The organism is Nocardia sp. NPDC058114 (genome assembly GCF_042884695.1).
Taxonomy (GTDB): Bacteria; Actinomycetota; Actinomycetes; order Mycobacteriales; family Mycobacteriaceae; genus Nocardia.
The window spans coordinates 18,570-41,418 of record NZ_JBHVTK010000008.1 but is presented as its reverse complement, the minus strand read 5'-3'; the positions used below and the strand labels follow the sequence as shown (position 1 = coordinate 41,418).

General features: G+C 65.8%; 24 protein-coding genes. 14 read left to right on the top strand and 10 right to left on the bottom strand.

Annotation, left to right across the window (positions count from 1 at the left end; translation table 11 throughout):
• The first annotated feature begins 14 nt into the window (after positions 1 to 14).
• Positions 15 to 995, top strand: coding sequence for a zinc-binding dehydrogenase (locus tag ACFVVI_RS26355; RefSeq protein WP_387447313.1), 981 nt, complete (start codon positions 15 to 17; stop codon positions 993 to 995).
• Positions 996 to 1,028: 33 nt separating this feature from the next.
• Here the strand turns inward: ACFVVI_RS26355 and ACFVVI_RS26350 are convergent, their stop codons facing one another.
• From ACFVVI_RS26350 to ACFVVI_RS26335, 4 genes are all read right to left on the bottom strand, one after another.
• The gene (locus tag ACFVVI_RS26350) at positions 1,029 to 1,379 is read right to left on the bottom strand and encodes an HNH endonuclease (protein ID WP_387447312.1); all 351 of its coding nucleotides are present in this window, start codon (positions 1,377 to 1,379) and stop codon (positions 1,029 to 1,031) included.
• Positions 1,380 to 1,510: 131 nt separating this feature from the next.
• Positions 1,511 to 2,737 carry a lipase family protein gene (locus ACFVVI_RS26345; protein WP_387447311.1) on the bottom strand — a complete coding sequence of 409 codons (1,227 nt, stop codon included), beginning with the start codon at positions 2,735 to 2,737 and terminating at the stop codon, positions 1,511 to 1,513.
• A 350-nt stretch (positions 2,738 to 3,087) separates the two neighbouring features.
• Positions 3,088 to 3,861 (bottom strand): MerR family transcriptional regulator, encoded by a 774-nt coding sequence (locus tag ACFVVI_RS26340; RefSeq protein WP_387447310.1) that lies wholly within the window; start codon positions 3,859 to 3,861, stop codon positions 3,088 to 3,090.
• A gap of 114 nt (positions 3,862 to 3,975) precedes the next feature.
• A complete protein-coding gene (locus tag ACFVVI_RS26335; RefSeq protein ID WP_387447309.1) occupies positions 3,976 to 4,848 on the bottom strand; it encodes an alpha/beta fold hydrolase in 873 nt (290 codons plus the stop codon).
• A gap of 118 nt (positions 4,849 to 4,966) precedes the next feature.
• On the opposite strand from ACFVVI_RS26335, the gene ACFVVI_RS26330 reads away from it, so the two are divergent.
• Entirely contained in the window at positions 4,967 to 5,359 is a 393-nt protein-coding gene (locus tag ACFVVI_RS26330) for a winged helix-turn-helix transcriptional regulator (protein WP_378989854.1), read from the top strand.
• Between the two features lie 205 nt (positions 5,360 to 5,564).
• Entirely contained in the window at positions 5,565 to 7,004 is a 1,440-nt protein-coding gene (gene rox, locus ACFVVI_RS26325) for a rifampin monooxygenase (protein WP_387447308.1), read from the top strand.
• A 30-nt stretch (positions 7,005 to 7,034) separates the two neighbouring features.
• On the opposite strand, the gene ACFVVI_RS26320 is transcribed toward rox, so the two are convergent.
• The 4 genes from ACFVVI_RS26320 to ACFVVI_RS26305 form a co-directional block, all read right to left on the bottom strand.
• On the bottom strand, positions 7,035 to 7,523 hold the full coding sequence (locus ACFVVI_RS26320) for a hypothetical protein (protein ID WP_387447307.1): 489 nt from the start codon (positions 7,521 to 7,523) through the stop codon (positions 7,035 to 7,037).
• Positions 7,524 to 7,579: 56 nt separating this feature from the next.
• Positions 7,580 to 8,086, bottom strand: coding sequence for a hypothetical protein (locus ACFVVI_RS26315; protein ID WP_378989850.1), 507 nt, complete (start codon positions 8,084 to 8,086; stop codon positions 7,580 to 7,582).
• A 233-nt stretch (positions 8,087 to 8,319) separates the two neighbouring features.
• Positions 8,320 to 8,586 carry a hypothetical protein gene (locus ACFVVI_RS26310; RefSeq protein ID WP_378989849.1) on the bottom strand — a complete coding sequence of 89 codons (267 nt, stop codon included), beginning with the start codon at positions 8,584 to 8,586 and terminating at the stop codon, positions 8,320 to 8,322.
• Positions 8,587 to 8,758: 172 nt separating this feature from the next.
• Positions 8,759 to 9,166, bottom strand: coding sequence for a winged helix-turn-helix transcriptional regulator (locus ACFVVI_RS26305; RefSeq protein WP_387447306.1), 408 nt, complete (start codon positions 9,164 to 9,166; stop codon positions 8,759 to 8,761).
• 68 nt (positions 9,167 to 9,234) lie between these two features.
• On the opposite strand from ACFVVI_RS26305, the gene ACFVVI_RS26300 reads away from it, so the two are divergent.
• Positions 9,235 to 10,518 (top strand): MFS transporter, encoded by a 1,284-nt coding sequence (locus ACFVVI_RS26300; RefSeq protein WP_387447305.1) that lies wholly within the window; start codon positions 9,235 to 9,237, stop codon positions 10,516 to 10,518.
• Positions 10,519 to 10,545: 27 nt separating this feature from the next.
• On the opposite strand, the gene ACFVVI_RS26295 is transcribed toward ACFVVI_RS26300, so the two are convergent.
• Both ACFVVI_RS26295 and ACFVVI_RS26290 read right to left on the bottom strand, forming a co-directional pair.
• Positions 10,546 to 11,544 carry an oxygenase MpaB family protein gene (locus ACFVVI_RS26295; protein WP_387447304.1) on the bottom strand — a complete coding sequence of 333 codons (999 nt, stop codon included), beginning with the start codon at positions 11,542 to 11,544 and terminating at the stop codon, positions 10,546 to 10,548.
• A 508-nt stretch (positions 11,545 to 12,052) separates the two neighbouring features.
• Complete coding sequence (locus ACFVVI_RS26290) at positions 12,053 to 13,216, bottom strand: thiolase family protein (RefSeq protein WP_378989845.1); 1,164 nt, start codon at positions 13,214 to 13,216, stop codon at positions 12,053 to 12,055.
• A 582-nt stretch (positions 13,217 to 13,798) separates the two neighbouring features.
• Between ACFVVI_RS26290 and ACFVVI_RS26285 the strand changes: the two genes are divergently transcribed.
• From ACFVVI_RS26285 to ACFVVI_RS26240, 10 genes are read left to right on the top strand one after another with little or no spacing between them, the layout of a single operon-like run.
• Entirely contained in the window at positions 13,799 to 14,023 is a 225-nt protein-coding gene (locus tag ACFVVI_RS26285; RefSeq protein ID WP_378989844.1) for a hypothetical protein, read from the top strand.
• Positions 14,023 to 14,208, top strand: coding sequence for a hypothetical protein (locus ACFVVI_RS26280; RefSeq protein WP_378630924.1), 186 nt, complete (start codon positions 14,023 to 14,025; stop codon positions 14,206 to 14,208). The genes ACFVVI_RS26285 and ACFVVI_RS26280 overlap by 1 nt, the downstream gene beginning before the upstream one ends.
• Before the next feature lie 46 nt (positions 14,209 to 14,254).
• Entirely contained in the window at positions 14,255 to 15,106 is an 852-nt protein-coding gene (locus ACFVVI_RS26275; protein ID WP_378989843.1) for an MlaE family ABC transporter permease, read from the top strand.
• A gap of 1 nt (position 15,107) precedes the next feature.
• Positions 15,108 to 15,971 carry an ABC transporter permease gene (locus ACFVVI_RS26270; protein WP_378989842.1) on the top strand — a complete coding sequence of 288 codons (864 nt, stop codon included), beginning with the start codon at positions 15,108 to 15,110 and terminating at the stop codon, positions 15,969 to 15,971.
• Positions 15,972 to 15,980: 9 nt separating this feature from the next.
• The gene (locus ACFVVI_RS26265) at positions 15,981 to 17,423 is read left to right on the top strand and encodes an MCE family protein (RefSeq protein ID WP_387447303.1); all 1,443 of its coding nucleotides are present in this window, start codon (positions 15,981 to 15,983) and stop codon (positions 17,421 to 17,423) included.
• Positions 17,420 to 18,442 carry an MCE family protein gene (locus ACFVVI_RS26260; protein WP_387447302.1) on the top strand — a complete coding sequence of 341 codons (1,023 nt, stop codon included), beginning with the start codon at positions 17,420 to 17,422 and terminating at the stop codon, positions 18,440 to 18,442. Before ACFVVI_RS26265 ends, ACFVVI_RS26260 begins: the two co-directional genes overlap by 4 nt.
• The gene (locus ACFVVI_RS26255) at positions 18,439 to 19,452 is read left to right on the top strand and encodes an MlaD family protein (RefSeq protein ID WP_387447301.1); all 1,014 of its coding nucleotides are present in this window, start codon (positions 18,439 to 18,441) and stop codon (positions 19,450 to 19,452) included. The genes ACFVVI_RS26260 and ACFVVI_RS26255 overlap by 4 nt, the downstream gene beginning before the upstream one ends.
• Complete coding sequence (locus ACFVVI_RS26250) at positions 19,452 to 20,552, top strand: MCE family protein (RefSeq protein WP_387447300.1); 1,101 nt, start codon at positions 19,452 to 19,454, stop codon at positions 20,550 to 20,552. The genes ACFVVI_RS26255 and ACFVVI_RS26250 overlap by 1 nt, the downstream gene beginning before the upstream one ends.
• Positions 20,549 to 21,661: an MCE family protein gene (locus tag ACFVVI_RS26245; protein WP_378989837.1), complete on the top strand. Its 1,113-nt coding sequence runs from the start codon at positions 20,549 to 20,551 to the stop codon at positions 21,659 to 21,661. The genes ACFVVI_RS26250 and ACFVVI_RS26245 overlap by 4 nt, the downstream gene beginning before the upstream one ends.
• Positions 21,658 to 22,842, top strand: coding sequence for an MCE family protein (locus ACFVVI_RS26240; RefSeq protein ID WP_387447299.1), 1,185 nt, complete (start codon positions 21,658 to 21,660; stop codon positions 22,840 to 22,842). Before ACFVVI_RS26245 ends, ACFVVI_RS26240 begins: the two co-directional genes overlap by 4 nt.
• The last annotated feature ends 7 nt before the right edge of the window (positions 22,843 to 22,849 follow it).

Genomic DNA, 22,849 nt, shown 5'->3' with positions numbered 1-22,849 from the left:
ACACGGAGACGCCGATGAAGGCAGTAGTGGTCCAGGCATTCGGAGGTCCAGAGGTCCTCGCGGTGGTCGAACTCCCGCACCCGAATCCGGCCGCCGGAGAGGTGTTGATCACGACCGAGGCGATCGGTGTCGGCGGTGTCGACGCTCTTGTCCGAAGTGGCGCACTGGCCGCCTTCGGGATCACGCCAGGTCATACTCTGGGCCAAGAGGTCGTCGGCACTGTGACCACGGTCGGCGAGGGCGTCGACACAGGGTGGATCGGTCAGCGCGTGTGGGCGTTCACCGGTGAGGGCGGCGGCTATGCCGAGCGCGCCATCGCTTCCGCCGAGACGCTCGTTCCCGTTCCAGAGGCCCTGTCGGCTGTCGACGCGGTGACCCTCGGCAGCTCGGCCATGGTGGCCCACTTCGCGTTGCGCCATGCGCATTTCACGCACGGAGAGTCGGTACTAGTGCGTGGCGCGGCGGGCGGAATCGGCGTGGTGGCAGTCCAGCTCGCGGCTCGTGGCGGTGCGGGTGCGGTCGCGGTTACCACTTCCTCGCCTGCGCGCGGCGATCGCCTGCGCGATCTCGGCGCGACACATGTGCTGGACCGCGCCGGCTGGGGTGCGGACAACGCTCCCACGGGCTACGACGTCATCATCGACATCGCCGCCGGTGCGGATCTGCCGTCGTTCCTCACCAAGCTCGAGCCCAACGGTCGGATGGTGGTCGTCGGTGTTATGGCAGGCATGCCGCCCGCGGACTTCGGCGTGGAGATGATCAAGGCGTTCCGGCGATCGACGTCGTTCGCGACCTTCAGTGCCGATACCGTGCCCATATCCGACCGACGAGCAGCAACCGCCGAACTATTCGCGGCCGCGGTTCGCGGCGAGCTGAAAGCAGTTGTGCACGAGATACTTTCCCTGGAGCAAGCTGTGCTGGCGCACCGGAAAATGGACGCTGGCGAGGTGTTCGGCAGAGTCGTGCTCATTCCATCGGTCACCAAGCGTCGGTGAGATCGCTTGCTGCTCCGAACATCCTGTACGCGGCTAGGCGAACCTCGTAGTGAGCTCGGTCGCGATCTCATAGTGGCGCACGAGGAACGAGCGTTCGTCGAGCTTCTTGCGGCGCAGCCAGCCGGTCACCTCGGCGTTGCACTTGCTGGCGTTGCACGACCCACACGCGGGCACCACGTTGCCGAGTGTGTAGCGGCCACCGCGCGAGAGGGCCTGCACGCAGTCCTTCTGTAGTGCGGTGACAGGAGATTTGCAGTAGGCGCACCCACCCCAGGACGTTTTGAGCGCGTCCCACTGCGCGTCCGTGAGGTCGTGGGCGACGGCCGCCATCCGCTTCTTGCGCTTACGTGCGGCGCGGACCTGTTTGCTACCCCCAGTCGGCACGACGGTCACATTACGCGTTGCGATGATCAATTGGCCGGAGGCCGGGCCACTATTTCCGGCACAGTCCGCACCGTGGATACCGGGCCTGGGCCTGTTCCCCTATCCCCTGGGCCGTCGAGGGCTGATATAGCTCAGCACGTGCTTGCCGCCGGCTTCGCGGCGAATCGGTCGGCCAGATAGGTCAGAGCCGTCGGCATTCCCAGCATGGCTTCGGTACCGTGCTCGCCGACGGAATTCTCCACCAGCTGCACCGGAATCCCAGCGGCGCAGTATTTTCCGGCCAGCGCCCGGGCCGCACCGATCGGCGCGAACTCGTCAGCGACAGCGTGATGGAGCAGCACCGGCACGGCAGGTTCGCCCGGGCGGAACAAGAGGCTGGCTTTCCGCACCACCGTGCTCAGTTCGGCGTTGTTCGTGATCGACCCAGGCCAAGCTTCCAGCGCTGCCGCATCGAGAAACGGATACGCCAGAGCGGCGTCGGGCACGCAATCGGCCCGGCTCGCGGCCAGCATCCTGCGGCCGGATTCGTTGAGGTACTGAGCCACATCAGCTTCGGGATAGGACCGGTCCAACCCCACCAGGCCGACCACAACCGCACCACCGGCGATTCCACCGCTGAAGCCGGACATGGTGGCTTCCAGGTCCGCGACGACCCCGCCCAGCACCACACCGGACAATCGCAGTTCCGGGGCGTAGGTGGTGTGCGCTTGCGCGGCGATAGCGGTGGCCTGTGCACCGCCGGAGTATCCCCACATGCCGATCGGCGCCGCGGGGTCGACAGCCGCGGGCGCGAACGCTCTGGCCGCGCGGATACCGTCCAGCACGCCGTGGACATATCCGTCGGCACCGAACAAATCGGAGTCGGGACCCTGATAGTCCGGTACGACCAGAGCCCAACCCTGTTGCAGTGCAAACCGAATCATGCCGGTCTCGGCGTACGCGCCGCTGGGGACGCCGTCGATCCCACCACGCAGCGCATACGAAGGTGCGCATTTCGAGCCGACGCCGTCTTCGGCTACCTGGTACGACAGCAGCGGACGCGGGCCGTCGCCAATCCATTCTCGATGCGGTACAAGGACTGTCGCGATGTAGGCCCGGGGTGCCCCATGATTGTCGATTGTCTTGTACTGCACCTGCCAGGCATCCGCCGGCAGCGGCTGCGAGAACGACTCCGTTTCGATCACCCGCGACGCGAGCACTGTCCCATCGGCCAGGTCGGCGAGACCCGCAGGCTGGGCGTAGAACGAATCCTGTTCCGGCAGCGGCACTGCCGTAGCCCAACCCGCGCACGCCGCTACGAGCGCGAAGACCACACCGCCAACCGCCGCCCGCAATGTCGCGATCTGCACTGCCCGCATCGAATACCCCGCCCCGAGAACCTGTTCTAGGTTTGCGTTCCCGCGAGAGTAGTGCATTCGACAGGACCTGACACCCGAACCAGCGATCTGGTGACCGGGTAGTCGATGGGGATGCCGCATAGCAATATCCGACAAGCCACCTACTCGAACAGCGGCACGACATCTGGTGTTCAGGCTGGATAGCGTTGTACCCCATGGGCTCTGGACTAGCCGAAGATATTCGAGGCTGCCGGGCAAGCGAATGGGGGCGGGGCCTTGTTTGTCGACAAGCGTGACCGCGTGTTGCTGGTTGAGCCGTCGTACAAGCCCCCCCCGGACACGACTCGCCCCTGCGGCAGCTGCCGCCTAGCTCAGGTGAGCCGGGTGTCGGCGAAGACCACCATTGCGTCGCGGTAGTACGTCGCAAGCCCTACAGCGATCCGGTCGAAATTCTCGGCATGGCCCGGGTCATCATAGGTACGAGCCAGCGCCTTGAACGCGCCAGCGCCCGGGTCCCAAGTCGCGCGGATGAGCTGGTATGCCGTCTCGATCTCCGCCTGTACGGACGGGTCGCTCACCGCCGTCTCGGATGACATGAATTCGGCCATCCGAATCATCGCTGCGGTCGTATCTCGCTGCATCCGTTCGATGTCCTCGGTACTGAGCGAGTCGATGAACTGTTGCGACCGCTGCCGGGTCTGCTCCTGATCCGGCCAATCGTCGCCTCGTACCGCTTCGTACCGGTTCGGGTCGAAACCTTCGAAAATGTTTTCCGGCCTGTTGATTTCGGTCACAACAACTGTTCCGTTCTGTATCTCGAGTTCCTCGATGGTGCGGGCAAGCGTGTGTGCTACCCGGGCGAGACGATCACGCTTGTGGGTCACCTTCGCGTGCTGCTCGCGCAGCGCCTGCACGTGATCGGTCTGCCCGTCGAGAATCGCCGCGATGGCATCGAGCGGCATATCCAACTCCCGCAACACGAGAATCTGCTGCAACCGCAGCAGTTGCTCCTGCTCGTAGACGCGGTAGCCATTGCTGCGAATACCAGCGGGCGGCAGCAGCCCTATCTCGTCGTAGTACCGCAGCGTGCGCGGCGTCACGCCAGACATGCGGGCAATTTCGGCAACAGACCAGAACACACCCATCCTCCTACTTGGAACTCCACCGGCCGATCCGGCACCTCGACGCTAAACATGCACGCAACGTGAACCTCAATACCCGCGGCCGAGGTTGAATTCGGTCGGTGGACCGAGTGGTCGTCAGGCGGGTTGGTCGGCGGCGAGGAAGGGTGTCATGAGGCTGAGCAGTTCGTGTGGGCGGTCCAGCGGGATGATGTGACCGCAATCCGGAATGACGTGTCCGGTGAGGTCGGTGGCGATGGGGCGTAGCTGACGCTCCAGCGCGTCGCCGACCGGGTGGGCACCGATCGCCAGGGTGGGTGCGGTGAGCCGGTCGGTCGCCACGGCGTGATCGATCTGGCGAGCGCTGGTCGGCAGTGCGCGGTAGTAGGAGAAGGCGCAGCGCAGGGCGTCATCTCCGGTGTAGGCATCGACGAACGCGTCGCGGATATCTTCCCGCACGCCCCGGCCTCGGGTGCCGGTGGTGAGGAACCACTCGATATACCGCGCCTCGTGGCCGAGCAGGACCGTTTCGGCGAGACCGGGGACGGCATGGAATCCGAACCACCACGGCGGACCCGCGACGAGGAAGTCCTCGGCGCCGGGGAGCCTGCCCAGCAGTGCTTCCATGACCACCAGCCGCCGAACCCGGTCGGGGTATCGCAGGGCGAGCAGGACTGCGACCGGGGTGCCGGCGTCGATCGCGACGACGGCCGCGGTGGGTTCGCCGAGGGCATCGAGGATCCCGGCGATATCGGCGGCCAGCGTGCCTGCGTCGTAGCCGTCCGACGCACGGCTGGTGGCGCCGAACCCGCGTAGGTCCGGGGCAACCACCCGGTACTGCGCGGACAACGGGCCGATGATCTCGCTCCACAATCGCCAGGTGTGCGGAAAGCCGTGCAGCAGAACGACTGCGGGCCCGGAGCCCGCAAGGGCGACATTGGCGCGGATGCCGTTGGTCTCGATCTGGCGCAGCTCGATAGGCGCGGCATGGAGCGGCGGTGTGCGGGACATGGGACCTCCGGTCAGTAACTATTAGTTATCAGGGAACTATAGGTAATCTCAGGTACGCTGCCTAGACGGCACGTCGACTACAGGTGGTGAGGTCCAGGTGACTACTCGATCAGCGCAGGTGAAGGCACCGGATCGCGGCGATCTGTTCGATGCGCAATGCCCGACACGTCAGTTGCTGGACCGCATCGGCACAAAATGGACGTCGATGGCGGTCAAGGTCCTCGCACAGGCCGCCCCGGATGAAGTGCGGTTCGCCGAGCTGCGGCGGCGAATGCCCGGTGTATCCCAGAAGATGCTGTCGGTGACCCTGCACAACCTGACCCGGGACGGTCTCGTTACCCGCCGAGTGGAACCGACGGTGCCACCACGCGTGCACTATGGGCTCACCGAACTGGGCTCGTCCCTGGAGGTCCCCTTGGCGGCACTGCGCACTTGGGCAGAGGATCATATGGCCGAGATCGACCGCGCCGGCGCCGTCTATGACGCACACGCCGACCCGACCACCGAATAGCTTCCCCAGCAGGCGCCTTCGCAGATCGGTCGGGCAACACACCCTCGGGCTCGGCATATATCGCTTGCGGCGAGCGCTGGAGGTACCGCACAATGGGCGGCCGAGGCCAGGACCTGCGGAAATCCGGGATCAGCGCGCTGCCTGCACGCGCGGTGGCGGGGATGCGGCGACGGGATCGGCGAGAATTCGGGCGAATGGGTGGTTCATGTTCGATGTGATCATTGCCGGCTGTGGGCCGACCGGTGCGATGCTGGCCGCTGAGCTGCGGTTGCACGATGTGCGGGTTCTCGTGCTGGAGAAGGAACCCGAGTCCGTGTCGTCGTTCGTCCGGGTGGTCAGTCTGCATGTGCGCAGCCTGGAGCTGATGGCGATGCGCGGGCTGCTGGATCGTCTTCTCGAACGCGGACGGCAGCGTCCGGTCGGCGGGGTTTTCGCCGCCATCGCCACACCGACGCCCGAGGGACTGGATTCCGCGTACGCCTATCAGCTGGGCATTCCGCAGCCGATCATCGATCACCTGCTCGAAGACCATGCGATCGAGCTGGGTGCGCAGGTCCGAAGTGGTTGCGCGGTGGCCGGTTTCGAGCAGGACGACGAGGGCGTAACTGTCGAGCTGGCCGACGGTGAGCAGGTGCGGTCGCGGTATCTCGTGGGCTGTGACGGTGCGCGCAGTACGGTGCGCAAACTGCTCGGTGTCGATTTCCCCGGTGAGCCCGCGCGGACCGAGACGTTGATGGGCGAGATGGAAGTGGGTGCCTCGCAGGAAGAGATCGTCGCCAAGGTGACCGAAATCCGCGCGACCCATGCGGTATTCAGTCTCAGGCCCTTCGGGGAGGGCATCTACAGCGTCGTTGTTCCCGCCGCGGGGGTGCGCGAGGATCGCACGGAACCGCCCACGCTCGCGGATTTCCAACAGCAGTTGCGCGCGATCGCCGGAACCGATTTCGGCGTGCACTCCCCGCGCTGGCTGTCTCGTTTCGGCGATGCCACCCGATTGGTCGAGCGCTATCGGGTCGGTCGGGTGCTGTTGGCGGGCGATGCGGCGCACATCCACCCACCCGCCGGCGGTCAGGGGCTGAATCTGGGCGTTCAGGACGCTGTCAACCTCGGCTGGAAATTGGCCGGGCAGATCCACGGCTGGGCGCCGGAAACCCTGCTGGACACTTATCATTCCGAACGTCATCCGGTCGCCGCGGACGTGCTGGACAACACCCGTGCCCAGGTCGAACTGGCGTCCACCGAGCCGGGCCCACAGGCCGTCCGCAGGCTGCTGACCGAACTGCTGGGCTTCGACGAGGTGAACCGCTACCTGATCGAGAAGATCACCGCGACCGCCATCCGGTACGACTTCGGCCCAGGCCCCGATCTGCTCGGCCGCCGCCTGCCCGACCTCGACCTGAAACAGGGCCACCTCTACGACCGACTACGTCAGGGCCGCGGTCTGGTCTTGGACCGCACCGAACGCCTGACCGTCGACGGCTGGTCCGACCGGGTCGACATCATCGCGGATCCCACTGCGGCACTGGATGTTCCAGCGCTGCTGCTACGCCCCGACGGCCACGTCGCCTGGATCGGCGAGCACCAGCAGGACCTGAACGCCTGTCTCTCCCACTGGTTCGGCAAGCCCGCACATGCGTCTCGATGACGTCCGCACCATCCACACCAGTGGAGCCGGCTACTGCTTCGGACCGGGCTGTTCCCGTACGGCACCGTTCGGCCACACCACATCGACCGGAATGCCCCGCGCACGCGCCAGCGCGACCACGGTCCCGGTACCGGCACGCTCGCCGGCCTTCCCGTCCCACACCGCGATCATCCGATCGGCCTCGCTGACCAGGACCTCGTTGGCGGCTTCATACGCTTCGCGGCCCGCGTTGCCGAAGTCCATGACCCGAACCGTCGTGGCCCGCTCGATGAGCCCGTCGAACTGCGCCAGGTGGTCCGGCTTCACTTTCGACTCCCGGTAGTCGCGCGACGGCACCACCACCTCGAGCTGCCCGCCCGCGTCGAGAACCACTTCCGCGAATACGCTGTCCGCGCCGCGGGCAAGGCACGAGATGCCGACCAGACCCGGTGTGTCGGCGATCAGGTCGGCGATGGCCGTACGAACGAGCGGGACCGTTTCGGCCGAGATGTTCGTGTGCCCGGTGACGCTGATTCGCATCACACCATGATGCCGGGGCCGCGATGAACGGGTGGAGCAGGTGGCGCCGAAACGACTCAGCGGCCAGGTTCGTCCGGGCGCGACGGACCGGCGTCACCGCCATCGCTGCGGGTAGGGCCGATCCTGCGCGGCCGCACCATCCGCCGACCGCCGCCGGGGCGGTTTTCCCCGCCGACACGTTTACGGCGCGACGCGTCGAAATCGATGAGATTCGCATCGCGCTCGGCATTCGCGCCCGACTCGGCGCCGGCCTGCGTCACATCGTTGACCGGCAACGATCCTGATTCGCGCTGCAACTCCGCGCGAGTCACCGGGCGGGTGGCCGCCGGATCGTAGGCGCCATCGGGAACCGGAGACCAGCGCGGAGCCGCACCGATATCCTCTTGACGTCGGCGCGGCGGCTTGGGCAGACGCACGACGTTCGACGGCGCGTCGTCGCCCTGGCGCGGACCCGTCTCGGCAGCCCTCGTCTCTGCCAACTTCTGACGCAGCCGCTCCACCGCATCGAATCGACTGTTGCCGGGTCCGCGCGCGAACCCCGGCCCTGTTTCCTGGTCCGACATCGAACTAACCGCAGACAGGCGCCGCGACACCCGCCCCGAACTTCGGCTTACTTCTAACGCTCACGTCCACATTCTGCCTCACGACCCGCTATCAGTCAGCAGCCCGCTGTGCCCACCACCTGTGGCGACCAGCCCGTGTGCCGGCCGCCGCGTGCAAGATCTCCGTATTCGGACACACGCAGACGACGCCGCGACCGCCGCAAATCTGCACGACCTCGCCCGTACTAACGTCGCTACTCGTGCGGCTGTGCATCCGAGAGGACCGCATCGATGGCGGATCGCAGGTCGAACACCACCTTGTATCGGCGCACCGACTCCGCTCCGGTCAGCTCGATGTCCCGGCCGGTCGCGCGCCACACGTCACGGATGGAGCCATCATCGCGCACCTCGTAGCCTTCGGATTCCGCCCAGCGATCGACGTCCTGCGCACGACTGGCGAGCGCGTTCGCGACTTCACCTCGACCACGGAACGCCTGGACGTCCTTCCAGGAAACACTCATCCGTCCTCCTTCCAGGTCAGCTCGGACAACGCGGCGCGGACCAGTTGTCAAGCGTTGCTGAGGATCTCAGAAATAGAGATCTCCCACTACTGCTCTTGTCTGCAACCTACTCGGATACAGGCGTATGGCCAGCCAGGTCGGGGACCTTCCGCAGGCGCCATCCCGTCAGTGCTCACCGGTCGGGACGGGCAATACTCTCGACGTATTCCGCACCCCAGCGGTTCAGCTCGGACACGAAACCGCGCAGTGCCTGCCCGGTCGGGGTGAGCGAATATTCCACGCGTGGTGGGACTTCGGCAAAAGAATGTCTGTTGACGATGCCGTCTTGTTCCAGCTCGCGGAGCTGACGGGTGAGGACGCGGGGGGTTACCTCGCCGACCTTGCGGCGTAATTCGCCGTAGCGCAGGGGCTCGTCGAGCAGGTGCTTGACGATGGTCATCTTCCAGGCGCCGCCGAGGACGGCGATGCTCACCTCGACGGGGCAGCTCCGCATCGCTCGGACGATCGGCGCCCGGACTTCCTCCGTGGTTGCCATACGCTCGATGATATCCATTTCGTCCATATGGACAAGATTGTGCATACTGTCGATCCTGACCGTTGGTTGCTAGAAACGAGAGTAAGGACGTCGAGCCAACGCGAAGGATTCCGGTGGGCATTTCCGCAGTCGATATCGAGCAGCGCGCGATCCGGCGGGCGCCCCGTTTTCATCCCGCGTGGACGATCGTGGCCGTGGCGGCCCTCGCGCTCGTCGCGGCGGGGAGTTTCGCCACGATCGCGGGGCTGATCACCGAACCGCTGGTCGAGACGAAGGGGTGGAGTCGCACCGGAATCGGCGCCGCGGTGGCGGTGAACATGGTGCTCTACGGGGTGGTCGGGCCGTTCGCCGCGGCCATGATGGACCGCTACGGCATCCGCCGGGTGACGTCGTACGCACTGCTCGCGCTGATCGCGAGTTCGGTCCTCACCGCGATCTGGACTCCGTCGGTCTTCTGGTTCGTGCTGTGGTTCGGTTTCGCCATCGGGGTCGGGACCGGGTCGATCACGACGGTGTTCGCCGCGACCGTGGCGAATCGCTGGTTCTACCGCAAGATCGGTCTTGCTACCGGATTACTTACCGCGGCAGGCGTATTCGGTCAGTTCGCGATGCTGCCCCTGCTGTCTGTGTTGCTCGAGCGAGCCGACTGGCGCGCGCCTGTTCTCGCCTGCGGAGCTGTCGCGACGGCGGCCCTGCTCGGCGTCCTGCTCTTCCTGCGCGAGAGCCCCGCCGCGATCGGCGCGGTCCGCTACGGGGCGAACCCCGACACCGAGCCTGCCGACACCGATCGCCGCGTCAACCCGTTCGCCCGCACGATCACCGCCCTGCTCCGCGCCTCGCACGACACCCGGTTCTGGGTGCTGGCCTCGATGTTCGCACTGTGCGGGGCGACCACGAACGGCCTGATGTGGAGTCACTTCACCCCTGCCGCACACGATCACGGCATGGCCGCCACGGCCGCGTCGGGCCTGCTGGCGATCATCGGCGTCGCCAACATCCTCGGCACCGTCTCCGCGGGCTGGCTCACCGACCGGATCGAACCGCGACTGCTTCTCGCCGTATTCTTTCTCGGTCGTGGTGTGTCCCTCGCTCTCCTCCCCATCCTGTTCACCAGCGGGTGGTCCCCCGACCTCGTCGTCTTCGCTGTGGCGTTCGGCGTCCTCGACGTCGCGACGGTGCCACCGACACTGACTCTGTGCCGGCACTACTTCGGTGCCGACAGCGCCCTGACGTTCGGCTGGATCAGCGTCTTCCACCAACTCGGCGCGGGCGCGATGGCCCTCACGGGCGGCCTGATCCGCGACCTCAACGGCTCCTACACTCCCCTGTGGATCACCGCCGCCCTCGCCTGTCTCACCGCCGCCGCCCTCGGCACCACCGGCTCCCGAATCAGATGAGCCCGCACCTTTCGCGCTTCCGTTCGGTCAGATGAGCGCCTTCTGCCGTTTGATGCGGCTGCGCACGTCGCGCATCATCGCGTTGGTGCCGGCGAACCTGATGAACTTCGGGATGAAGCGGTTGACGAAGCCGACGAACTGGAATAGGTGCTCGAATCTGCGCTGATCCGCGGCGCTCCACTCGATCGCCATCTGCTCGCGGAAATGCGGCGGCAGAAAGCCCGCGGTCAGGAATTGCAGGAGGCTGCCGAACAGCACCCGGATGGACCAGTGAATCATCCGCAGGTGCAGCAGATCGTCGATGTAGGCGCGGAATTCGTCATCGCACACCACCTGCTTGCACGCCTCGAGCCAGTACTCGTCGAACTCGGTCCGCGTCTTGGGCCACATGTCGGGGTGTACCTGGAGCGTGGTGCCGAAGGTGTCGGCGCCCTGGTAGAACGCCTCGAGTTCGTCGTCGGTCATCTTGCCGCACAGCAGTTGGTGCGTGTCCTCGAAGCCGATGTAGATCGCCGCGGCCACATACATCTGCAGGTTCCGGTCGAAGGCGTTGTACTTCACCTTCGAATCCGGCCGCGATCTGACCTGGCGGTGCGCGACATTGACCGCTTCGCGCATGGCCGACTTGTCCTCGTCGGTGCCGAGAACGGCCACCGCGAGGTAGGCGGAGGTGGTCCGCAACCGTTTCCACGGATGCACCATGAGCGCACCGGATTCGACCGGACTCTCCATCACACCCGCCGCGACCCCCTGGTGTGCGAACTGCATCGCCACGTTCGCGGCCGCGCCCGCGAACATCCAGAAGTCCAAGGCATCGGCCAGCTGGGCGGGCCGTTTGCGTGGGGACCGGTGGGTGTCGGGAATATGGAGGCGAACCCGGTCGAGAGTCAGCGCATGCTCCGTCGCGGCGGGTTCCACCGCCGGGGTGGCCGACCGACGCCACGCGGGTCCGGCCCCTTCGTCGACGTAGGAATCACTGTGCGGGTCGACGTAATCGGGGTCGCCAGGCCTGGTTGCCGTGCTCATCGTCATCCTTTCCCAGAGATGTGCCGCGCGACCGAGTAGCCGAGGCGATGCACAGCAGCCCGACGCACCTCGCGAACGCGGTTCGGCGCCAAGGATACCTCGGCACACCCATTATGTTACCGACTATTCCTCGAATGAACAGAGAGGAAAGCGGACCCAAAATAGGGCCTACAAAGGATTGACACCGCAGCTTTGTATAACTAAGTTGATGCGCATTCACCAGCGCTACGGAGCGGGCATGCACTGCGGCGCCAGGTGGACACGACTGCCGCCGATAGGTGGCATTCCGGGAGTTCGCTCCCGGAGCGCAAGGCTCGCGGCGTGGGACGTCCAGGCCCTTTGCCCCCACTGCCGCGAGTCTTGCGCCCCATCCTTCGCACGACGCCGTCGACCGACCGCTCGCCCGTCATCGAGTCGCGGAACCTCGCGAACCGCGGCGGTACCGGCAATCAGTTCGACGCCCCGCCGACCGCACATCGCGTCCAGCGGGGGCGTTCACCGCGCAGACTCAGAGGCGTTCGATGATCGTAGCGTTGGCCAATCCGCCTGCCTCGCACATGGTCTGGAGACCGTAGCGACCGCCGGTCTGTTCGAGATGGTTGACCATCGTCGCGAGCAAGCGGGTCCCGGAAGCGCCGAGCGGGTGCCCGAGCGCGATCGCGCCGCCACGCGGATTGACCCTGGCCGGGTCGGCGCCGAGTTCGTGTTGCCACACGAGCGGGACCGGTGCGAACGCCTCGTTCACCTCGAAGGCATCAATGTCGTCCACGGTGAGTGAGACCCGGTCGAGCGCCTTGCGCGTCGCGGGAACCACAGCGGTGAGCATGAGCGTCGGATCGTCGCCGACAACGGCGAAGGAGTGGAAGCGGGCGCGGGGGGTCAACCCCAGCTTCGCCGCCATCGCCTCGCTCATGATGAGCGCCGCCGACGCACCGTCGGTGAGCGGCGAGGAGTTGCCAGCGGTCACCGACCAGTTGATCTCCGGAAACCGATCCAGGAGAGCGGGATCGGTGAAGGCTGGGCGCAGACCCGCCAACCCTTCGACAGTCGTCCCGGTGCGTATCGTCTCGTCGGCGACGAGTTCTCCAGCGGCAACGAGCTCGGCATCGAACCCGCCGGATGCCGCGGTGGCGGCGGCCAGCCGATGCGAGCGGGCCGCGAACTCGTCGAGGACCGCGCGGTCCAGTTTCCAACGGGCCGCGATGATCTCGGCCGCGATCCCCTGCCCGATCAGGCCGGCCGGATAGCGAGCGGCGAGCGGGCCACGCAGCGAGTCCTTGCCCTGAGTGTTGGAGAACATCGGCGTGCGGCTCATCGACTCGACGCCACAGGCGATCGCCACGTCGTACGCGCCGGCGAGCACACCCTGGGCGGCGAAATGCACGGCTTGCTGACTCGAACCACACTGTCGGTCAACCGTGGTGGCAGGCACCGATTCCGGGAAGCCTGCCGCCAGCACCGCGGTCCTGCTGATGTTGTTGGCCTGTTCACCGCTCTGGGTGACACAGCCGCCGATCACGTCGTCGACGAGGGCCGGATCGATCCCGGTGCGCGCGACCAACTCTGCCAGCACACCGGCCAGCAGGGTGGCCGGATGCACCGACGACAGTCCTCCGCCGGACTTACCTCGACCCGACGGCGTACGAACCACATCGACGATGACAGCTGACATCTTGAACCTCCTGCACGGTCGCCGAGCACACGACGACATCAATCAAGTAAGTTAACTACCATTCTTACCATGGGCCATCGATGACTAGCCATATAGCCAGTGAGTTAGCCTTTGTGTAGCACATCTATGTTACTCTTCATTCCGCAGCATCACGAGTTGGGGGCATGATGCGCGGGTCGCATCGGCACCGGAACGCACCCCTCAGCGGCGTCCGATGCCGATGCGATGCCCCCTCCGCTCGCAAGGACCCGCGCCAACCCGCCAGTAGACGACCGGCGAGCAGGATGCCGCGGGCGCAACCTGCGACAGCACTCGATTCGGTGCCCTATAGGCAATCCCGAATCTATGAGATATGTTACCGGTAATTCTCGTCACAGCGATGAGAATGGGTAGTAACTTGATCTTCGGTGATCGACCTCCTGAGCTCTGGAAGCCTCCACACTTCTTGCATGACTCAGGGGACGGCGATCACCCTTCGGGTCCACCCCCAAAGAACGCTCGACAACAACATCGCACCGCCAACGACGGCGGCCGGCAGGCCTGACGTCGTCCAAGGTCCCGAGGAAGGACACCGGTACCACCATGTTGCGACGGCTGGACAGGTTTCTCAGCTATGAGATGAAGGTGTCCGAATTTCTCGGCACGCTCATCATCATCGGCATCCCGTACGGACTGGTCGGGGTCATCTGGACACTCACCCACACCAGTCATCTGCGTGACCTCCATGGGGCCGACCTGATCGTCTCGTTCCTCGGATCGATCGTGTGCTGGCCCGTACTCGTCTTCGCGAATGTGACGATGACCTGATGATGGCGCTGGTATGGGTCATCGACATCATCGTGATCATCGTCAAGATCCTCGGCGGGCGGACACAGGTCAATCCTGTTCTCCGAGTGGGCATGTGGATCGCGCTGCTCTGCGTCATCGCCTTGTGTCTGGCGGCCGTCGGCGCACTCGTCGTCCTCCTCGAACACTGGCTGAGCTCGCTCTGAGCAGCCGGGAACACAATCCCCCGCAGCAAGAAAGGATCGGTGCAGCGTGACGCCGCAACCGGCCACCGAACCGTCCGAGATCGGACGGCTCATCGACAGCGCCACCGGGCTCTGGCGACGGCATCCTCAGCAGTCGCTCGAGACTCTCGGCAGGCAGGTCCTCCTCGGTCGGGCAACGATCGCGCAGTTGTTTCTCTCTCTCGTGCAACGGCGCTTTCCGTTCCAGGAGTTCATCAAACAGTGCGCCTTCATGGCCAACGTCTCGGCGTTGCCGACCGTGTTCGTCGCGATTCCGGTCGCGGTGGTCGTCTCGATCCAGGTCGGCGCGCTGGTCAACCAAGTCGGCGCCACCACCTTCATCGGTGCGGTCGCCGGACTCGGCATCATCCGCCAGGGCGCACCGCTGGTCACCTCCCTGATGATCGCGGGCGCGGTCGGCTCGGCCATCTGCGCCGATCTGGGCTCCCGCACGATCAGGGAGGAGATCGACGCGATGAAGGTGATGGGCGTCGACCCGGTGCGCCGGCTGGTCGCCCCGCGACTGGCCGCCGCGGTACTGGTGAGCATGCTGCTGTGCGGGTTCATCGTGTTCGTCGGCTTCGCCACCGCCTACTTGTTCAATGTCTATGCCCAGCAGGGCACGCCGGGATCGTTCATCAGCTCGTTCGCCTCGTTCGCGGTGGCGAACGACCTGATGGTCGCGCTGTTCAAGGCGGCGATCTTCGGTGCGCTCACCGCGATCATCGCCTGCGATATCGGACTACACACCAAGGGCGGTCCCGGTGGTGTCGCGAACTCGGTGAACTCGGCGGTGGTCACCTCCGCCCTGATGCTGTTCGCCACCAACATCATCGTTACCCAGCTGTACAACAGCTTCTTCCCCGCGAAGGTGGTGTGAGATGGCCGCCGAGTACGTCCCGCCCGCACTGCGGCCGGTCCGCGCGATCAGCGCGACAGCCAAGATCCCTGTCCAAGCCAATCAGCGCCTCGGCCACCAGGCCATCGTGTTCTTCCAGGCCCTGATCGCCATCCCGTTCACCCTGCGTCACTACCGCAAGGAAGTAGCCCGCTTGGTCGCCGACGTCGGCTGGGGCAACGGCTCGCTCATCGTCGGCGGTGGCACCGTCGGCGTGGTCATCGTGCTGTGCGCGTTCGGCGGCATCACCGTCGGAGTCGAGTCCTACACCGCGTTGAACCTGCTCACCATGGGACCGCTGACCGGGGCCATCTCCGGCTTCGCCACCACCCGTGAGATCGCGCCGATCCTGGGCACGCTGGCCTTCGCCATCCAGTCCGGCTGCCGATTCACCGCGCAGCTCGGCTCGATGCGGATCTCCGAGGAGATCGACGCCCTGGAGTCCATCGCGATCCGGCCACTGCCCTATCTGGTGACCACCCGGATGATCGCGGCGACGATCACCATCATTCCCCTCTACACACTCGGCCTCGCAGTCGCCTACATCGCGACCAAACTGTCGGTGCTGTTCCTGGGCGGTACCACCGCGGGCACCTACGACCACTACTTCTTCCAGTTCCTGCTGGGCGGGGACGTGTTCTATTCGATCTTCAAAGTAGTGGTGTTCGTCCTCATCGCGGCGTTCATCCAGTGCTACTACGGCTTTGTCGCCTCCGGGGGCCCCGAAGGCGTCGGGGTCGCGGCGGGCCGGGCCATCAAGATGGTCATCGTCGTCATGGTCTTCACCAATCTGTTTCTCACCCTTGCGATCTGGGGCATCGACCCCGGATTCCGGATCTCGGGATAGGTCGATCGAATGATTCTCGATCTCAGCGGCCGCGGCCCCAAACCCCTGCAGCTCACGCTCGCGGGACTGGCGGTGATCACCGCGTTCGCGGTCGCTCTGTATCTGCTCGCACTGCGCTACAACGGCGAGTTCGAGGACACGGTGGTGGTCGGCGCCGACCTCACCAGCACCGGCGACGGGCTACCCCAGCGTGCCGACGTGAAGTACCGCGGCATGCTGGTCGGCGCGGTCGGCTCGGTGGAGATGGTCGCCAAGGGCGAACGCCAGCACGCCACGCTGGAGCTGAAACCGCGCCTCGCGCAGACGATTCCGAACACGGTCACCGTGCGCGTCGTACCCGACAACATCTTCGGCGTCTCCTCGCTCCAGCTCGTGGACAACGGGGGGACCGCCGAGGGGCTGCGCGAGGGCGCGACCATCCGCGAGGACACCAGCGCCGCCACGATTGCGCTGCAGTCCACACTCAACACACTGCGCGATGTGCTCGCCACCATCCAGCCCGAGAAGCTCGGCCGGGTGCTGGCCACCCTGTCCGCCGCGCTCGACCCGAGCAGCCGCGTGCCGGGTTCCACGGTGGAGCGCCTGGATACCTGGCTCACCACAGTCCACCAGATCCCCGAAATCGGCCACCTGCTCGGCAATTTCGGTCAGGCGGCAACGGCACTGAGCCAGTCGGCACCGGAGCTGGTCGGCGTGCTGGCCGATTCGGTGACCTCTGCGCGCACGCTCAACGAGCACCGCACCCAGTTGGTGGAGCTGCTCACCCAGGGCAATTCCACCATCGAATCGGTCAACGCCCTGTTCGCCGCGAATCCCGATTCGGGCAAGGAATTGGTCTCCGGCCTGGACCAGCTGCTCGGTGGCATCGCCAAGGATCCCGGCGCGCTCCAGTCGACGGCGGCCAACCTCAACACGTCGTTCCGCAGGTTGCAGCAGGTGTTCAACTTCGGCCCGCGCAAACAGATGACCTGGCGCATGGACGTGACGTTCACACCCTTCCAGCAATACACCGCGAAGGACTGCCCGCACTACGGTGCGATGGCCGGGCCCCGATGCGGCGGACCGTCTGTGCCCGAAGTCGCACCGCCGCAGGAGTATCCGGCACAGATGCTGCCGAAGCGGCTCGAGTCCGCCGGACCGGCACCGGTACTGCCGATTCCCGGTCTGCCCGCGCTACCGAGCATCACCGTGCCGACGGTGCCCGGCCTGCCGACGATTCCGGGTCTGCCCGCCATTCCGGGACTGCCCGCCATCCCGGGGATCACCGCGCCCGCCGCATCCCACGATCCCGCGCCCGCCGCCACCCCGGCGGCGCAGCCTCGGCTGAGCGGCATCGCCGCGGTGTCGGCGCTGGTCGGCGGTACACCGACGTTCAGCCAGCTGCTGCTGCTCGGGTCGATCCTGGGCAACATTCCCATCGTCCCCGACACCGAAGGTGGTGTCCAACAGTGAAATCCACCAAAGCGCTCCTCGGGTTCAGCTTCTTCGCCGTACTGGCGACGTTGCTCACCTACACGATCTGGTCGACCCTGCAACGCAGTGTCCCCGGCAATACGACGAGCTACTCGGCGGTCTTCACCGATGTCCTCGGATTGCGCATCGGCGACGACGTCCGGATGGCGGGTGTACGGGTCGGCCGGATCGACAAGATCGACTTCACCGATAACTACATCGCCAAGGTCGACTTCCAGATCGAGTCGCGCCAGCACCTGACCGACACCACCAAAGCCCTGGTGCGATACCAGAATCTGATCGGTCAGCGCTACCTGGCGCTGGCGCCGGGCACCGGCGAGGGCACCGTTGTCCCCGCCGGTTCACAGATCCCGCTCGAGCGGACCGAGCCGTCGTTCGATGTCTCGGCGCTGCTGTCCGGATTCGAGCCGCTGTTCAGTGTGCTGCAACCCGACCAGATCAATTCGCTGTCGGACACCCTCATCCAGGCACTGCAAGGCAACGAGGTGTCGCTGGCCGCGCTGATCACCCAGGCCGCCCAGTTGGCCAGCACGTTCGGTGAACGCGATCAGATCATCGGCGACGTGCTGAGCAATCTCAGCTCGGTGATGGCCGGTCTGGCCAACCGCAGCGATGAGCTGGAGACCCTGATCACCCAGACTCGCAGTTTGATGGAAGGGCTCTACACCGAGGGCGAATCGTTGAAGAGTTCGGTCGAACGGGTGGCGGGAGCGACGAACGGGTTGGTCTCGCTCATCGAACAGGTCAAGCCCGGCTTGGCCGACGCCCAACGCAACGCGACCACAGGCGTGATGATGCTGCTCTACAACGGCGCCGCGCTCGATCGCGCTGCGGTCGAATTCCCGGACTTCCTCAACGGCGTCGCCAGGTTCACCCAATACGGGACCTACGGCAATGCCTACATCTGCCGCCTCGACGTCTCCCTGTGGGGCGTTCTCCTGCCCGAGGGCTTGTTCTCCCAGGTCGGCGGCACCTCACAATCGGAAGTGTGCCGATGATCAAACCACGCGTTCCAGCATTTCTGCGGCACAACCGGCACCTGCGGCTCGGCCTGATCGCGGCCCTCGCGGTGCTGGTGTTGCTCGGCGGTTCGAATCTGCTCAACCAGGTCCAGCTCGGCGACAAGACCGTGCACGCCGAGTTCGCCCAGGCCGCGGGCCTTCGGCCCGGCGCGACGGTCGATGTCTCCGGCATCGAGGTCGGTGAGGTCCAGGCGGTGAAACTGGTCAACGATCGGGTGGAGGTGGCACTGCGGATCCGCAAGGACATCCGCCTCGGCGCCAACGCCCACGCGGCGATCAAGATGTCGACCATCCTCGGCAGGCTGCACATCGTGCTGCGGCCCGGTGACGGAAAAGAGCTCCCCGACAACCGGATCCGGCTCGACAGCACCGAGGTGCCGTACAACCTGAGCAAGGTTATCCAGGACCCGAAGTACACCTCCTCGTTCGAGCGGATCGAACGGATCGACCCGAACAAACTGCGCACCGCGCTCGATGTGTTCAGCGCCCAGCTGGGCGATTCACCCGCCATGGCGGTGCAGGCCCTCGACAGCATCGGCTCACTCGCCCAGGTGATCAACAGCAGGCGCGACGAGGTCGACACACTGCTGAAGAGCATGGACCAGGTCTCCCAGCTGGTCTCGGACAACCGCAACAGTGTGTTGGTGCTGCTCACCAGGGGCGAAGCGATCGGGGCGGCGGTGCAGAAGCGCCAGACCCTGCTCACCCAGCTGCTCGACAACGTCGCCGACATGTCGAGGCTGCTGCAGGACATGGGCATCGAGAACAACGGTGAACTCGGACCGCTGATCGCCAACCTCAACACGATGGCCGACGGCCTGACCAAGAACAAGGAGAACCTGGACCGGATCTACGAGTACGCCCCGGTCACGTTGCGCCAGTTCAACAATCTGCTCGGCAACGGTCCCTACGGCGAGATCTGGGCACCGTGGATCCTTCCGGACAACTGGCTGTGCTTCGCACAGGCCGTACAGGGGTGCAACTGATGAGGACCGAACGCACGAGCAAGCTGGCGGCGCTCTGCTTGGCCGCGACCCTCGCCTCGGGCTGCGCCCTGCTGCCCGACAGCCTGACCGGACTGGGTAACCAGGTGCTCGGCGAGCAGAAACGCATCAGCGCCGACTTCGAGAACGTGGCCGGACTGTATGCGGGCAACGAGGTCTCGGTACTCGGGGTGCCGGTCGGAGTCGTCGATTCGGTGACACCGCGCGGCAGCTACGTCGAGGTGGTGATGTCGGTCGACCGCGACGTGCGCATTCCCGCCGAAGCGATGGCGGCGCTGGTGTCGCCGCAGCTGATCACCAACCGCCATGTCGAGCTCGCTCCGGCCTATACCGGCGCAGGACCCGAGCTGGCCGACGGCGCGCATCTTCCGCTGGAGCGCACCAGGACACCGGTCGAGCTGGACCGGATCCTGGCCAACTTCGATCAGCTGGGCGAGGCGCTCAAGGGCGACAGCCAGAGCGGGCCCATGGCGAGCCGGGTGCTCTTCCCACTGCTCGACGGCAACGGCGACCGGCTGCGCGAAACGCTCGACCAACTGTCGGCGGCCTTCGAGCTGACTTTCGCCAACAAGGATCAGATCGCCAACACCATCATCGAACTCGGTGAGATCACCCAGATCGTCGCCGACAACGATCAGACCGTCCGCGATTTCAGCGGTCGCATCACCGAATTGGTCGCGTTGTTCGGGCAGCAGTCCCCCGGTCTGCAGGCGGTGCTGACCCAGCTCGACGACTTCATCACCAATACCTCCTCGGTGGTCGGCCAGAATCAGGATCAGCTCGCGGGCGCGCTCACCAAGTTCGTCGCGATCGCCGCCCAGATGCGGGCTAATGCCCGCAATCTGACCGAGATCATCGACGTCGGTCCGCTGATGTTCCAGAACTTCGACAATGCGATCAGCCGGGAACACCAGGCGCTGCGCCTGCACGGTCTGCTCGACAAGATCGTGCTCGACAGCGAGGTGGTCTCGCTGTTCTGCGAGCGCGTGCAGATGCGGCTGGACGGTTGCCGCACCGGCAAGATTTCCGATATGGGCCCGGACTTCGGGCTGACCGCCGCGCTGTTGGGACTGACGAAATGACTCTGCGCACCACGTTGGCCGCGGCCTTCTGCGCCGCCGCCGTGGCCGCATCGAGCAGCGGCTGCTCGATGACCGTGGCCGAACTGCCGATGCCCGAACCGGGCATCGGCGGGCCCGGCTATACCCTGCACGCCACATTCCGCGACGCGCTCAATCTGCCCGATCGCGCCCACGTCAAGATCGGCGGCACCGATATCGGTGTCGTCACCGGAATTTCGACGACCGCGTTCCTCGCCGATGTCGAGATGCTGATCCGCACCGACATCCAGCTGCCGCAGGGCACCACCGTGGAGCTGCGCCAGGCGACACCCCTCGGTGACATCTTCGTCGCCATGACCCTGCCCAGTGCCGAGGCCGCCGGGCCACCGCTGCGTGCGGGCGCGACCATCGGCGCCGAGCACACCGCATCGGCCGCCTCGGTCGAGCAGTTGATGATGTCGGTGTCGATGCTGATCAACGGCGGCGGACTCAATCAGGCGGCCAAGGTCACCTCCGAGCTCAATTCCATCTTCGCGGGCAAGGCGCCCCAATTGCAGCACCTGATCGGGGAGATGACCTCGGTCATCAGCGCGCTCAACGCACGCACCGGCGACCTCGACGCGACACTCGCCGGGTTGTCGGTACTGACCGGCGAATTGGCGCGGCGCAAAGCCGAACTCGGCGCCGCGGCCGACAGCTTCCCGCAATTGATCGGACTGTTCGCCGAGAACAACCAGGCCATCGTCGAGCTAATCAACAAGGTGGCCGTGACGATGGACGCCCTCGGCGACTTCAGCGCCACGAACGGGCCGCAGTTCGTCAGCCTGTTCCAGAGCATCCAGAATCTGATGTCCGGGTTCGCGCAGATGGGCGATGACCTCACCGGCACGCTCGAGGGCTTCCACAGCGTCTACCCCTCGGTGATGGACAGCATGCAGGGGCCGACCCTGGCCGTCGGAGCGATCCTGTCCTACCTCGATATCGGTGCGATCACCGATCCGGCCGGCAGCCGCTGGCCCGACGGCACCGATGTGCCGGCGTTCCTCGGCAGCATCACCGACGTGATCGCCAAGGTGACCGGCCGCCTCACCAGCACACCGCAGCAGCCGACCCACGAGGGGCCCCGATGAATTCACCGTTGTGGGAGTGGCTGGTTCGCCGTCGCATCGCGGTCGCCAATGCCGGTCTGGTCGTCGTCCTGGTGCTGGGCAGTCTCTACCTGGGCGGCGCCGTGCTGCGGATCGACCCGACGAGTTCGCGCTACGTTGTCACCGTCGAACTGGCCATCTCGGGTGGGCTCACCGCGGGCAGCGACGTGACATTCCGTGGCGTTCGGGTCGGCCGGGTCGATGACGTGCGGGTCGCCGGCGACGGCGTCGCGGCGGTAGCCGAGATCGAGGAGGGCACCCGGATTCCGGTCGGCGGCACAGTCGCCGTCGCCCGATTGTCGGCCGCGGGCGAGCAGTACCTGGATTTTCGCCCCGATACCGACACCGGACCCTTTCTGCGCGACGGTTCCGTCATCGCCCGGGCGGACACCGCCGTGCCCGTGCAGGTGCAGTCGGTTCTGGCGAACATGACGGGCCTGGTCGGCGGATTGAACCCCGACCGCCTCAATGTCATCGTCAACGAACTCGACAAAGCGCTCGCGGGCGGACCGGACGGCTTGCGCAACATGATCTCCGGGATCAGTCGTGCGATGGCGGGGCTCACCGATCTGCTTCCGCAGACCGAGCAGCTGCTGCGCAATCTGGAAGTCATCGCCGCGACGACCGCGCACGCGCAACCCGACCTCGGCACCCTCACCAACGCGGGTAGCGCCCTGTTCCAGCAGTTCTCCGCCGCCGACGCCGAATTGCGGCATCTGCTCCAAGAGGGGCCGGGTCAGCTGGCGACGCTCGGGGGCTTCATCTCCCGCACCCACGACCCGATCACGGACCTGGTGACGAACTTCGTGGCGATCACCCGGGCGGCCAAATTGCGCCAACCCGCGATCGAGCTGCTGTTTCCCACCCTGAGCCGCTTCTCCGAGGCGGTCGGGATCCCCGCCCACGACAACGCCTTCTTCACCCTCGTCGATCCGTGGCCGCGACCGACCTGCGACTACGACACTGTTCCGATCCTGCCGACACAGGCCACCGCCGATACCAGGGTGCGCCTCTACAACTACTGCGTCACCGACAACCCCGCGCTGCAGGTCCGTGGGTCGGCGAACGCACCACGACCCGCCGGCCCCGACAACGGTGCGGGACCGCCGCCCGGTGTGACCGGTGACGAACTGTCCCAGCCCTCGGTGCCCGCACCAAGATAAGGAGCAC